Genomic DNA, 13,143 nt, shown 5'->3' with positions numbered 1-13,143 from the left:
CCGGCGTTTCCGCGTTAGCTCGTCCTTTCGGTGCGCGCAGTTGCCACGAGACAGAGGGGCGAGGCATGCGACGGCGCGATGTCGTGATCGGCGCGGCGCTGGCCGGGATCGCGGTCACGGCCGACGCGCAGGAGGCCTGGCCGGTGCGCCAGGTGAGGATCGTCATCCCCTTCGCCGCCGGCGGGCCGCAGGACGTGCCGGCGCGCATCATCGCGGACCGGCTGTCGCAGCGCCTCGGCGCCGCCTTCGTGGTGGAGAACCGGCCCGGCGCGGGCGGGGGCCTCGGTGCGCAGGCGGTGGCGCGCAGCGCGCCGGACGGGGCGACGCTGCTCTTCATCTCGGCCTCGATCTCGATCCTGCCGACGCTGCAGCCCAGCCTGAACTTCGATCCCGTGCGCGACCTCGATCCCCTCACGACGGTGGTGGACCTGCCGGCGGGGCTGATGGTGCGCGCGGACAGCCGCTTTGCCACTCTGCAGGAGCTGATCGCGGCGGCACGGGCGGAGCCGGGACGGCTGACCTATGGCACGGGCGGCGTGGGCTCGGCGAACCACCTGACGACGGCGCTGTTTGCCTCCATGGCGGGGATCGAGCTGACGCATGTGCCCTATCGCGGGGTCAGCCAGGCCGTGAACGCGATCTACGCCAACGAGATCGACCTGGTCTTCGGAAGCTCCATCGAGGTGCTGCCGCATGTGAGCCAGGGCCGCGCGCGGCTGCTCGGCGTGACGACGGAGGAGCGCATCGCCGTGATGCCCGAGGTGCCCGCGATCGGCGAGGTCGTGCCGGGCTATGCCGCGCCGAACTTCTTCTCGATGTACGCGCCGAGGGGCTTTCCGCCTGCATTGCGCGACCGGCTTGTCGCGGAACTCGCGGCGCTGAAGGACGATCCGGCGCTGAAGGAGCGCATGGCGCAGGCCGCCGGCATCATCCGCCTCGACGGGCCGGGCCCGCTGGCCACGCGCCTGCCGCAGGAGATCGCGAAATGGCGCGGGCTGATCGAGCGCGCCAACATCAGGCCGGATTGACGCCCATGCTCCCACTCGCCGGCATCAAGGTCGTGGAGATCGGCCAGGTCTTCGCCGGGCCCTATGCCGGCGCGATCCTGGCCGACCTCGGCGCCGAGGTCATCAAGATCGAGAAGCCCGACGGCGGCGACGATGCGCGCCAGATGGGCAAGGCCTTCCGGCGCGGCGATGCGCTGAATTTCGTGGAGTTCAACCGCGGCAAGAAATCCGTCGCGCTGGACCTGAAGTCCAGGGAAGGCGTGGATGCGCTGCACGCGCTGCTGCAGCACGCCGACATCCTGGTGCACAACATGCGGCCCGGCGTGCCGGAGGCGCTCGGCCTCGGGCCGGCGGAGACGACGGCGCGGCATCCCCAGCTGGTCTACTGCGCGATGGGCGCCTTCGGCCATCGCGGCCCGATGAAGGATCGCCCGGGCTACGAGCCGCTGCTGCAGGCCTATGGCGGGCTCAGCTCGATCACCGGCGCGCCGGACGGGCCGCCCGTGCGCATGGGGTCGAGTGTGGTGGACCAGGGCACGGGGATGTGGACGGTGATCGGCGCGCTCGCCGCGCTGCGCCGGCGCGAGGTCACGGGACGCGGCGGCGTGGTGAACACGTCATTGCTGGAAACCGCGGTGGCCTGGGGCAACCAGAAGATCGCGGCCTGGATCAACCAGGGGCAGAAGCCGGTCCGGCATGCCTCCGGCCATCCAGACTTCGTGCCCTATGAGGCCTTCGACGCGGCCGACGGGCCCTTCCTGATCTGCTGCGGGAACGACCGGCTCTTCGCGAAGCTCGCGCGCGAGGTCGGGCACGCCGAGTGGATCGCCGATCCGCGCTTCGCCACCAACCGCGCGCGGCTGGGCAACAAGGACGCGCTGCTGGCGCCGCTGCGCGCCGCCCTGCTTGCGAAGCCGCGCGCGCACTGGCTGCAGGCGCTGGTCGCGGCGGGCGTGCCCTGCGCGCCGATCAACACGATCGAGGAGCTGGTGGAAGAGCCCCAGGTCCAGGCGATGGGCATGCTGGTGACGCCGCCCGGCGAGGACTATCGCGTCGTCGCCACGCCGATCAGCTTCGACGATGCGCGGCCAATCCCGCGCGCCGGCGCCCCGACGCTGGACCAGCATCGGGGCGCGGGCTTCGACGAGGACTGATCCTCAGTCGACGCCGAGCAGCTCCACGTCGAAGACCAGCGTCGCATTGGGCGGGATGACCCCGCCGGCACCGCGCGCGCCATAGCCCATCTCCGGCGGGATGGTCAGGCGGCGCTGGCCGCCGATGCGCATGCCCGCCACGCCGCGGTCCCAGCCCTGGATCACGCGGCCCGCGCCGAGCGGGAAGGCAAAGGGATCGCCGCGGTCGCGGGAGCTGTCGAACTTGCGGCCCTTGGTCTCCGGCGCCGAGGCGTCGAACAACCACCCCGTGTAGTGCACGGTGACCTGCTTGCCGGAGAGCGCCATCGTGCCCTCGCCCTGCACCAGGTCGTCCATCTTCAGCGGCATGCGCATCTCCGAACCGTGTCGCCGGACAGGCGTAGCGCGACCGCGCGCCGCTGGCAAAAGGGGGCCGGCGTCGGGCCGCGGGTTCGTAACCGTTCCTGAACGGATTGCTGCGCAGGCTGCCGCCCCAGGCCAAGACAGCCCGAGGAGTGCGCCAGGATGGAGCTTCGGTTACCCGCGCCGCAGGCGCTGCTGGAGATGATCGCCGCCGGCCTGGGGCTGCTCGCCCTGCTGGTCGGCGGGCTGCTGCTGATGGGGCAGGTCGCCGCAGCCTCGCGGCCCGGCGACGGGGCGGCAAGGCTGCCCGGGATCGTGTTGGGGCTGCTGCTGGCCTTCGGCACGGCCGGCGCGCTGCTGGCCTCGGGCGCGATGATCAGCGCCGGCGCGACCGAGGCGATCGGCCGCATGCCGCAGATGCTCGGCTGGAAGTAGCGGGGTTCAGCCGGCGCGCGTCGCGACCATGTGGTCGGCGCTGCGCAGCGCGAGCGCCTGGATGGTGTGCGCGGGGTTCACCGCCGCCGCGGTAACGAAAACGCTGCCATCGGCGATGAAGAGGTTCGGCACGGCATGAGCGCGGCCGTAGCGGTCCACGACCGAGCTCGCGGGATCCTCGCCCATCCGCGCCGTGCCCATGAGATGGAAGCCGGCCTCGGCGACGAGCGGCGTGGCATGGGTGGCGGTGGCGCCGCAGGCATCGAGCAGGTCGCGTGCGCGATCCAGGCCGTGGTCGAGGATCGCGCGGCTGTTGGCGCCGACGCGGTAGACCATGCGGGCGCCGGGCAGGCCGTGGCCGTCGGCGCGATCGGGCGCGAGTTCGACGCGGTTCGCTTCCTCCGGCAGGTCGTCGGCGCAGATGCTGACGGCGAGCGTATGGCCGAAGGTGTCGCGGAAGGCGGCGCGGTGCGCTTCGCCCCAGGGCAGCCGGCCGAAGCCGCCACCGGTCAGCGCGATGCCGGCGGGGCCTGTGCCACGCAGGATCTGAAGCTTGAAGCCCCGCACGAAGCCGCGCGCGGGATCGGTCTCGTAGAACTGGCGCGAGACGATGGCACCGGCGGCGATGCCGCGATGGCCGCCGACCTCCTCGCCGAAGCGGCCGGCCAGGCGCGCGAGGGGATGCAGCATCAGGCGCTTCCCGACCAGGCCGCTGTCGTTCAGCAGGCCATCGGGGAAGCGCGGGCTGCGCGACATCAGCAGCAGGCGCGGCGTGCCGATGCCGTTGGCGGCGATGACGACGGCATCGGCCTCGATGCGATGGCGCGCGCCGGTCGCGTCGAGCCAGATCGCGCCGGTCGCGCGCGATCCGTCGGCGTCCAGCGTGATGCGCTCGACACGCGCGCCGGGGACCAGGCGCGCGCCGGCGGCGAGCGCGCCGGGCCAGTAGGTCACGTCGGCCGAGGCCTTGGCGCGGCGGTGGCAGCCGATCTCGCAGGGGCCGCAATGGTTGCAGGCCTCGCGCCCCGCGCGCGGCTGCGTCAGCAGCGCGATGTCGGCGGGCCACCAGTGCCAGCCGAGTGTCTCGAATCCCGCGACGATGCGCCGTTCGAAGGGCAGCAGGGGCGCGGGCGGCAGGCGCTCGCCCTGGTCGGCTGGATAGGCGGGATTGCCCGCGACGCCGGCGCAGCCCGACATCCGCTCGTTCAGCGCGTAGTAGGGCGCGAGATCGTCATAGGCGATGGGCCAGTCGTCGCCGACGCCGTCGAGGCTCCGCATGCGGAAGTCGGAGGGATGGAAGCGCGGCAGATGGCCCGACCACAAGACGGTGGAGCCGCCGACGGCGCCGACCATCAGCGGACGGATCGGGCAATCGCTGTCGTCCACGGGGTAGTCCGCCGGCGCGGCGCGGCGGTTCGGGTCGGGATGCCAGTCGCGCATCCGGCGGCGTTCCCAATCCGCCTGGTCCGCAGGGCCTGACTCCGGCGCCATCCACGGCCCCTGCTCGAGGCAGGTGACGCGCATGCCCTGCGTCGCGAGCCGCCACGACAGCGCCGCGCCGCCCGCGCCGGCGCCGATGACGAGGACCTCCGTCCTCACAGCGCCCGGCCCAGCTCGTGTCCCTCGAACACCGCTTCCAGCGCCGATCGCGGCGACGCCGCGTCGCCGATCAGGTGGATCGCGGGTGCGTCGCTGCGCGTCGCCGCCAGCGCGCGGAGGTCGGCCGCGATCGCGTCGCGCGGCGTGCCATGCGCGGGGGCGATGACGGCGTCGAAAGCCTCCAGGCGCGTCTCCCCGGTGGAGAGGTCGGCCAGCACGGCCTCGCCCGGCGTGAAGGCGTGGATCGCCTGCAGCGCGAGGATGCGCACACCGGCGTCGCGCAGCCGCTGCCGCCAGGCGAAGGAGGAATAGATGTTCACCTGCCAGCCCGGCGTGCCGGTGGGCGCGACCAGCGTCACGCGTCGGCCCGTGCCGGCCAGCCATTCCACGAAGCCCGCGACGGCGAAGCTGCCGAGCATGTCCTGCACCGCGACGCGGCCAGGCAGCGTGGCGGCGTTCGCGAGCGCCTGCTCCATCGTCATGCCCAAGCCGCCGCCGGGAAAGGCCGCGCCGGCGGGCTCGGCGCCGGTCGCGACGATCACGGCATCGGCACCATGCGCGAGGATCGCGGCGGCGGCGGCGCGGCGGTCCAGCGCGATCCGCACGCCCGCGCGGGCCAGCGCATCCCGCTGGAAGCGCAGCAGCAGCGCCATGTCGGCGCGCACGGCGTGCCGCTCGTTCCAGGCGAGCGCGCCGCCGAGCGCGCCCGACGCCTCCCAGAGCTCGACGTCATGGCCGCGGCGCGCGGCGATGGTCGCGGCCTCCATCCCCGCGGGACCGCCACCGATGACCAGGACGCGTTGCGGCTTCGCGGCGGGCGGAGGCGGCTCCGGCCATTCGGACTCGCGCCCCGCGCGCGGGTTCGACAGGCAGGTGATCGCGAGCGACTGCGCGAGGAAGCCGGTGCAGCCCTGGTTGCAGGAGACGCAGGGGCGGCTCTCCGCCTCGCGGCCCTCCGCGGCGTGGCGGACCAGGGCGGGTTCCGCGATATGGGCGCGCGCCATCGCGACCATCGCGACGTCGCCCGTGCCGAGCATTGCATCGGCCTCCGCGATGGTGCGGAAGCGGCAGACCGCGAAGACCGGGATGTCCTGCCGCGCATCCCTCAGCGACGCCGCGATGCCGCGCGGGAGGTGGTGGAATTCGTCGGCGGCGAAATGCATGTCCGCCATCTGCGTCGAGATGGTGCGGCTGCCGTGATAGGCGCTGTGGCTGACGTTCACGAAATCCACCCGCGCCGCGGCGCAGAGCGCGGGGACGATGCGCCGCATGTCGGCCAGCGTCAGCCCGCCCTCGAGGAACTCGTCGGCGGAGACGCGCAGGCCGACGGCGACGCCCTCGCCGACGCGGGCGCGGACCGCGCGCAGGCATTCCAGCGCCAGGCGCATGCGCCTCTCCTCCGACCCGCCCCAGGCATCGCTGCGGCGGTTCACCGCGGGGGAGAGGAACTGCTGCAGCAGATGGCCATGCGCCATGGTCAGCTCGACGCCGTCGAGGCCGGCTTCGACCAGGTTGGCCGCGACCTCGGCATGCGCCTCGATCACCTGGCCGATCTCGTCCTCGGTCATGGGGTGCGGCGGCGGCGCGGTCGCGGTCCAGGGCACGGCGGAGGCCGACCAGGACGGCATGCGCGCGAAATTGCCGTCTATGTGGCGTCCGAGATGGATCACCTGGCCGAACAGTTTCGTGCCTTCGGCCTGAACGGCCCTTGCGATGGCGGCGAAGCGCGGGATGGCCGCGCGATCATAGCCGTTCACGCCCTGGCGCCGGCCGAGGGAGGAGCGGTGGACGCGGATCCCCTCGAAGACGATCAGCGCGGCGCCGCCGCGCGCGCGTTCGCGGTGATAGGCGAGGTGCCGGTCCGACGGCAGGTTGTCCTCGCCGAAATTGGTGGTGTGGGCGGGGACGAGGATGCGGTTGCGGAGATCCACGCCGGCGATCCGCAGCGGGCGGAAGACATGGGGATAGTTTGAGGGATGGCGGGCCGTCCCGTCGGGCATGATCACTCTCCCTCCGCAGTCTTGACGCGGGGGCGCGCGAAGGCAACCGTGGATGTCCGGACAACAAGGCGGCGACCAGGCTGCCCGCGGGAGACGGGTCGTGATGAAGCGCAGGGACGTTCTGCTGGCGGGCGCCGGGGCCTTCGCGCTGCCCGCCTATCTGCCGCTGACCAGCGAGGGCGCGCTGGCGCAGGGCCAGGGCCGTACGCTGCTGCTCGCCGCGCCCGGCACGCCCGAGGGGTTCGACGGCGACGCGCTGCGCCCCGGTACGCAAGAGGTCGTGGTGCAGACCTATGAGGGCCTGACCCGCTACGGCCGCGTCGAGCGCGACGGCCGCACCTATCTCAACCCCTCGGTGATCGAGGGGCATCTGGCGGAACGCTGGCGGGTGTCCGACGACGGGCTGAAGTATGTCTTCACCCTGCGGCAGGGCGTGCGCAGCGCCTTCGGCAACGAGCTGACGGCCGCCGATGTCGAGTGGTCCTGGAACAAGTCGCTGGACCAGAAGCGCACTGGCGCCTTCATCGCCAGCGTGTCCAACGTCGTCGCGGTGAAGGCGCTGTCGCAGCGCGAGGTCGAGTTTACGCTGAACGCGCCGTCCTCCATCTTCCTATCGGCGCTGACGCTGTACGTCCCGGGCATCTACGACAGCGCGGAAGTGAAGAAGCACGCGACACCGGACGACCCCTGGGCGCTGCGCTGGATGGAGACCAACACCGCGGGCTTCGGCGCCTATCACCTGCGCAGCCTCCGCGCGGGCGAGCAGGCCGAGTTCGTGGCAAACCCCAACTACTTCGGCCCGCGGCCGCATTTCGACCGCGTGATCTACCGCGCCGTGCCGTCCGGCGCATCGCGCACCACGCTGCTGCGGTCCGGCCAGGTGCAGTGGATCGACCGGCCCACCGTGCAGCAGGTGCTGGACATGCAGCGCGACCGCCGCGTGAAGGTGCAGGACGTCGCGGGCCGCGCCATGGCCAGCGTGCGCATGAACTGCGCGATGCGCCCCTTCGACGACGTGCGCGTCCGCCGCGCCATGAACTACGCCACCAACAAGGAAGCGCTGAAGCAGGGCGTCTTCCTCGGCACCGGCGACATCGCGAGATCCATCATCCCACCGATCGTCGGCGGCTACGACCCCGGCTTCTTCAACTACGACTTCGACCCCGCCCGCGCCCGCGCCCTGCTGGCCGAGGCCGGCCTCTCCAACGGCTTCGAGGTGGACCTGCTCTTCTCCAACATCTGGTGGTGGGAGGAAGCGATGGCGGTTCAGTTGTCCGACCAGCTCAAGGCCGTCGGCATCAACTGCAAGGCGCAGCGCATCACGGGGTCGGATCTCCGCGCGCGCGGCGCCCCCGCGCGGCAGGACATGGCGCTGTTCACCTTCGAGGACGGGCCGATCGTGCTCGATCCCGTCTACACGCTGCAGCTCCTGGCGCGGTCGGACGGCGTGTCCAATCGCGCGAAGTACAACAGCCCCGCGCTGGATGCGCTGATCGACCGTGCGCGCACCAACCCCGACCGCGCCGTGCAGGCGGCCGCGGTGAAGGACGCGCAGAAGGTCTGGATGGAGGACGCGCCCTGGGTGCTGACGCTCTATCCCCAGACCTTCGAGGCGATGGCGCCCAACATCTCGGGCTGGGTGCCGCACCCCGACGAGCATGAGCGCTGGGTCGACCTGAAGGTGGGTTGATGCTCGCGATCGGCAGCTTCCTGGCGCGGCGCGCGCTGCTGCTGGTGCCGCTGCTGATCGCGGTCTCCTTCCTCTGCTTCATGCTGGTGCGGCTGGGTGGGCAGGACCCCGTGGCGATGCTCGCGGGTCCGACCGCGACGGCGGCCGAGATCGAGACGATCCGCCGCACCCTCGCGCTGGACCAGCCGCTCTGGGCGCAGTTCCTGACCTGGCTCGGCAAGGTCGCGCAGGGCGATCTCGGACGGTCCTGGGTGAGCAACCGGCCGGTGCTGACGGAGCTGCTGGATCGCGCGCCCGCGACCTTCGAGCTGCTGATCTACGGCGTCGCGATCGGCGCGCTGGTCGGCATTCCCGTCGGGCTCAAGGCTGCGCAGAAGGCGGACGGGATGTTCGACCAGACCAGCCGGTTCCTCTCGCTGCTCGGTTTCTCCACGCCGACCTACTGGCTGGGGCTGATGGCGCTGTTCGTCTTCTTCTACCTGCTGGGCTGGGCGCCGCCGGGCATGGGTCGGATCAACCTCATGGTGGACCCGCCGCCGCGCATCACCGGCAGCTACATGTGGGACGCGCTGCTGACGGGGAACCAGGAGGCCTTCGCCTCGGCCGCGTCGCAGCTCGTGCTGCCCGTGCTCTGCGTCGCGGTGATCTCCGCGGCACCCATCGTGAAGCAGACGCGAGCCATCGCGCTCGAGGTGCTGGCGAGCGACTATGTCCGCTATGCCCGCGCGCAGGGGCTGCCGGCGCGCGACATCAGGCGGCTGGTGCTGCGCAACGCGATGGTGCCGGTGGTGACCTTCGTGGGGACGGAGCTCGCGGGGCTGGTGGGCACGACGGCGCTGATCGAATACGTCTTCGCCTGGGGCGGGCTCGGCCAGTTCGGGCTGAACGCGATCATCCAGGGCGACTTCGCCGTGGTGCAGGGCTATGTGCTGGTGCTCGCGCTGTTCTCGGTGATGGTGTTCCTGGTGGTGGACCTGCTGGTAATGCTGCTGGAACCGCGGGCGGGGGCGCGGGCATGAGCCTCGCGCTGGAAGCGCCGCGCGCGCCGTCGATCCTGTCGCGCATCGGCGCGCGGGCGAAGGGGCTGACGCGGCGGTCGCCGACGCTCGCGGTCGGCGTCGCGATCATCCTGTTCTTCGTGGTCCTCGCGGTCTTCGCGGGCTGGATCGCGCCCGAAAGCCCGATCGCGTCGAACCCCGCGCGCGTGCTGCAGGGCCCGAGCGAGGCGAACTGGTTCGGCACGGACGGCAACGGCATGGACGTGCTGAGCCGCGTGATCCACGGCTCGCTTTACGCCTTCGGCATCGCGGTCCCCGTGGTGATCGTGGGGCTGGTTTTGGGCGTGCCGGTCGGGCTCTGGACGGGCTGGGCCGGCGGCTGGGGCGACGAGATCGTGATGCGCGGCTTCGACGCGCTGCGCGTGTTCCCCTCCATCATCCTCGCCCTTGCCGTCGTCGCTGCGGCGGGGCCGTCGTTGCTGAACGTGGTGCTGGTGCTCGGCGTGCTGGACGCGCCGGTCTATGCGCGCGTGGTGCGGGCCGAGGTGCTGTCCTTGCGCGGCGGCACCTTCGTCGAAGCCGCGGTCGCGGTGGGCAATCCGACCCGGCGCATCCTGTTCCGCCACATCCTGCCGAACGCGTTGCGCGGCGCGATGGCGCAGACCGCGGTGCGGGCGGCCTGGGCGGTGCGGATCAGCGCGACGCTGGCGTTCCTCGGCGTCGGCATCCAGCCGCCGACACCGGAATGGGGCGCGATGATCCGCCAGGGCGCGGAATACATGGTAACGGGCGAATGGTGGGTCGCGGTCTTCCCGGGCTGTGCGCTGATCCTGCTGGTGCTGGGGCTGAACATGCTGGGCGACGGCCTGGCGGACCTGCTGGACCCGCGACGCAAGGCGGCGACCCGTTGACGGCCCTGCTGGAGGTCCGTGACCTCCACACGCACTTCATCGCCTACGATCTCGACAACAACCTGCGGACGGCGCGGGCGCTGAATGGCGTGTCGTTCAGCCTGCAGCCCGGCCGCATCCTCGGCCTGGTGGGCGAGACCGGGGCCGGGAAGTCGCTGACGGCGCTGTCGCTGCTCGGCCTGCTTAAGCCGCCTGCCCGCGTCGTCGCAGGCCAGGCGCTGTTCGAAGGCCGCGACCTGCTGGCGCTGCCGGCCGAGGAACTCAACGCGCTGCGCGGCGCGCGGATCGGACTGGTGGTGCAGTCGCCCAAGTCCTCGCTCGATCCGTTGGCGCGCATCGGCCAGCAGCTGGTCCGGCTGCAGCGCGCGCACCGACAACTGTCCGAAGCAGAAGCCGAAACGCGCGCGGTCGAAGCGCTCGTCTCCGTCGGCATCCCCGACCCGAAGCGGCGCCTGCGCGCCTGGCCGCATGAGCTCTCGGGCGGGATGGCGCAGCGCGTGCTGATCGCGATGGCGCTGGTGAACGAGCCGTCCCTGCTGATCGCGGACGAGCCGACAACCGGGCTCGACGTCACGGTGCAGGCGCAGATCCTGGACCTGCTCCGGGCGCTGGCGCTGTCGCGCGGGATCGGCGCCGTCATCATCACGCATGACCTCGGCGTGGTGGCGCATTACTGCGACGAGGCCGCGGTGATGTTCGCGGGCCAGGTCGTGGAATCCGGGCCGGTCGCGCCGTTGTTCGCACGGCCGGCACATCCCTATACCCAGGCGCTGATCGCCTCGACACCGGAGCGGCTGGAGTTGCGCGCGGTGCGGCCGCAGGGATCGCCGCCGAACCTCTATGCGCTGCCGACGGGGTGCCTCTATCGCGACCGCTGCCCCGTGGCGCAGCCCGCCTGCCTGGTCGAGCCGCCGGATGTCGTGCTGGCGGACGGGCATGTCGCGCGCTGCCATTTCGCACGGGACGCGGCATGACGGCGGTGCTGGAGGTCGAGCGACTGTCGAAGCGCTTCGCCGCACCGGGCGGCGGCGTGATCGGCGCGGTGAACGACGTGTCCTTCACGCTGGCGGCGGGCGAGACGCTGGGCCTGGTCGGGGAATCCGGATCGGGCAAGTCCACGCTCGGGCGCTGCGCGCTGCGGCTGATCGCGCCGACGGAAGGCCGCGTCGTCTTCATGGGACAGGACATCTCGACGGCGCCGGAATCGCGCATGCGCGCGATGCGCAAGCACATGCAGATGGTCTTCCAGGATCCGTGGAGCGCGCTGAATCCCCGCATGACCGCGCGCGACCTGATCGAGGAGCCGTTGATGCTCCACACCAGGCTGTCACGCGCGGAGCGGCGGGACGAGGCGACGCGGCTCGGCCTGCGGGTGCGGCTGCCCGCGGCGATGCTCGACCGCTATCCCAGCGAGCTCTCGGGCGGGCAGCAGCAGCGCGTCTGCATCGCGCGCGCCATCGCGACGAAGCCCGCGCTGATCGTGCTGGACGAGCCGACCTCCTCGCTCGATCTGTCCGTGCGCGCGGGGATCCTCGACCTGCTGGCGGAGCTGAAGGAGGAGACGGGTGCCGCGATGCTGTTCATCACGCATGACCTCGGCACGCTGAAGCTGATGGCCGACCGCGTGATGGTCATGTATCTCGGCCGCGTGGTGGAGCAGGCCGCGGCGGCGGAGGTCTTCGACCGGCCGGCGCATCCCTATACCCAGGCGCTGATGTCGGCGCATCTGCCGGCGGATCCGTCGGTGAAGCTGGCGCGGCACGTGCTGAAGGGCGAGATCCCGAGCCCGATCAACCTGCCGCCGGGGTGTGGGTTCGCGAGCCGCTGTCCGGTGGCGCTGCCCGCGTGCCGGGACGCGCAGCCGCCGCTGGATGAGGTCGCCGCAGGGCATCACGCGGCGTGCATCCGCGTGCGGGATGGGGGGAATCGAATCGACGGGTAGCGCGGCGCTTGCGGCGTTGCGCTCACCCCCACCCTCCCACGCCGCTGCGCGGCTCGGGGCCCATCCCTCCCCCGCGTTGCGGGAGAGGGATCCGGTCGCTACTCCGCCGTCGCGCCGGAGGCGCGCACGACCTCGCCCCAGACGCGCAGCTCTTCCTCGATGAAGGCGGCGTATTGCGCGGGCGTCAGGTCGGGCGCGTCGGCGGTGAGTTCGGTGTAGCGCTGGCGGATGGCGGGAAGCTGCAGGATCGCCCGGATCTCGGTGTTCAGCGTCGAGACGATCGGCGCGGGCAGGTCCTTGGGGCCGGAGACACCGAACCAGGAATACGACGTGACGCCGGGCAGCCCGGCCTCGATCAGGGTGGGCAGTTGCGGCAGGAAGCGGTTGCGCTGCGCATCCGCCACCGCCAGCGCCTTCAGCAAGCCGTCGCGGATATAGCCGATGCAGGACGGCAGCCCATCCACCATCAGCCCGACATTGCCGGCGATGACGTCCGTCAGCGCGGGGCCGGAGCCGCGATAGGGGATCGGGTTCATGCGGAAGCCGCCGACCATGCCCATGCGGATGCCGGCCAGGTGCGTCGAGGTGCCGTGGCCGGAGATCGCGTAGTCCAGCCCGTTCGGGCGCGACCGGCCGAGCGCGATGAGCGCCTGGATGGTCTGCGCCTCATAGCGCGGGTTCACGAGCACGGCGGTGGAGGTCGTGGCAGCCAGCGCGATGTGGCTGAAATCCGTCATCGCGTCGTAGCGGACGTTCTTGAACAGGCTCGGCGAGATGCCGTGCGAGGCGCTGTTGGAGATGATCAGCGTGTAGCCGTCCGGCGCGGCCTGCGCGACCTGCTGCGCCGCGAGCGTCGCGCCGGCGCCGGGCCGGTTCTCCACCACCACCGCCTGGCCGAGGCGTTCGGACATGGATTGCGACAGGATGCGCGCGACGATGTCGGTGGTGCCGCCCGGCGCGAAGGGCACGATCATGCGGATCGGCCGCGCGGGCCAGGTCTGCGAGAGCGCCGGCAGCGGCAGCAGCGCGGCGCCGGCAAGCAGCGTGCGGCGGGCGAGGGTCATC

The 13,143-nt window shown here is 71.9% G+C and carries 12 protein-coding genes; 8 read left to right on the top strand and 4 right to left on the bottom strand.

Annotated elements, in window-relative coordinates; all coding sequences use genetic code 11:
• Positions 1-65: 65 nt before the first annotated feature.
• Both ACLF3M_RS30380 and ACLF3M_RS30375 read left to right on the top strand, forming a co-directional pair.
• Positions 66-1,028 (top strand): Bug family tripartite tricarboxylate transporter substrate binding protein, encoded by a 963-nt coding sequence (locus ACLF3M_RS30380; RefSeq protein ID WP_430660764.1) that lies wholly within the window; start codon positions 66-68, stop codon positions 1,026-1,028.
• Positions 1,029-1,033: 5 nt separating this feature from the next.
• On the top strand, positions 1,034-2,161 hold the full coding sequence (locus tag ACLF3M_RS30375; protein WP_430660763.1) for a CaiB/BaiF CoA transferase family protein: 1,128 nt from the start codon (positions 1,034-1,036) through the stop codon (positions 2,159-2,161).
• A gap of 3 nt (positions 2,162-2,164) precedes the next feature.
• Here the strand turns inward: ACLF3M_RS30375 and ACLF3M_RS30370 are convergent, their stop codons facing one another.
• Complete coding sequence (locus ACLF3M_RS30370; protein ID WP_430660762.1) at positions 2,165-2,509, bottom strand: FKBP-type peptidyl-prolyl cis-trans isomerase; 345 nt, start codon at positions 2,507-2,509, stop codon at positions 2,165-2,167.
• 156 nt (positions 2,510-2,665) lie between these two features.
• On the opposite strand from ACLF3M_RS30370, the gene ACLF3M_RS30365 reads away from it, so the two are divergent.
• A complete protein-coding gene (locus ACLF3M_RS30365) occupies positions 2,666-2,938 on the top strand; it encodes a hypothetical protein (RefSeq protein WP_430660761.1) in 273 nt (90 codons plus the stop codon).
• Between the two features lie 6 nt (positions 2,939-2,944).
• Here the strand turns inward: ACLF3M_RS30365 and ACLF3M_RS30360 are convergent, their stop codons facing one another.
• Both ACLF3M_RS30360 and ACLF3M_RS30355 read right to left on the bottom strand, forming a co-directional pair.
• Positions 2,945-4,537: a GMC family oxidoreductase gene (locus ACLF3M_RS30360; RefSeq protein WP_430660760.1), complete on the bottom strand. Its 1,593-nt coding sequence runs from the start codon at positions 4,535-4,537 to the stop codon at positions 2,945-2,947.
• Positions 4,534-6,537, bottom strand: a complete 2,004-nt coding sequence (locus tag ACLF3M_RS30355) for an FAD-dependent oxidoreductase (protein ID WP_430660759.1) — start codon at positions 6,535-6,537, stop codon at positions 4,534-4,536. Before ACLF3M_RS30355 ends, ACLF3M_RS30360 begins: the two co-directional genes overlap by 4 nt.
• Before the next feature lie 103 nt (positions 6,538-6,640).
• On the opposite strand from ACLF3M_RS30355, the gene ACLF3M_RS30350 reads away from it, so the two are divergent.
• Genes ACLF3M_RS30350 through ACLF3M_RS30330 form a run of 5 tightly spaced genes read left to right on the top strand, consistent with a single transcriptional unit; the run spans position 6,641 to position 12,078 of the window.
• Complete coding sequence (locus ACLF3M_RS30350; RefSeq protein WP_430660758.1) at positions 6,641-8,227, top strand: ABC transporter substrate-binding protein; 1,587 nt, start codon at positions 6,641-6,643, stop codon at positions 8,225-8,227.
• Positions 8,227-9,246: an ABC transporter permease gene (locus ACLF3M_RS30345; RefSeq protein WP_430660757.1), complete on the top strand. Its 1,020-nt coding sequence runs from the start codon at positions 8,227-8,229 to the stop codon at positions 9,244-9,246. The genes ACLF3M_RS30350 and ACLF3M_RS30345 overlap by 1 nt, the downstream gene beginning before the upstream one ends.
• A complete protein-coding gene (locus ACLF3M_RS30340) occupies positions 9,243-10,136 on the top strand; it encodes an ABC transporter permease (protein ID WP_430660756.1) in 894 nt (297 codons plus the stop codon). The genes ACLF3M_RS30345 and ACLF3M_RS30340 overlap by 4 nt, the downstream gene beginning before the upstream one ends.
• Entirely contained in the window at positions 10,133-11,110 is a 978-nt protein-coding gene (locus ACLF3M_RS30335; RefSeq protein ID WP_430660755.1) for an ABC transporter ATP-binding protein, read from the top strand. Before ACLF3M_RS30340 ends, ACLF3M_RS30335 begins: the two co-directional genes overlap by 4 nt.
• Positions 11,107-12,078, top strand: coding sequence for an ABC transporter ATP-binding protein (locus tag ACLF3M_RS30330; RefSeq protein WP_430660754.1), 972 nt, complete (start codon positions 11,107-11,109; stop codon positions 12,076-12,078). Before ACLF3M_RS30335 ends, ACLF3M_RS30330 begins: the two co-directional genes overlap by 4 nt.
• A gap of 98 nt (positions 12,079-12,176) precedes the next feature.
• On the opposite strand, the gene ACLF3M_RS30325 is transcribed toward ACLF3M_RS30330, so the two are convergent.
• A complete protein-coding gene (locus ACLF3M_RS30325) occupies positions 12,177-13,142 on the bottom strand; it encodes a Bug family tripartite tricarboxylate transporter substrate binding protein (RefSeq protein WP_430660753.1) in 966 nt (321 codons plus the stop codon).
• Between the last annotated feature and the right edge of the window lies 1 nt (position 13,143).

It is taken from the genome of Falsiroseomonas sp. HW251, from assembly GCF_050563545.1.
In the GTDB taxonomy this organism is placed as follows: domain Bacteria; phylum Pseudomonadota; class Alphaproteobacteria; order Acetobacterales; family Acetobacteraceae; genus Falsiroseomonas.
This window is presented reverse-complemented; position numbering and strand designations above follow the sequence as displayed.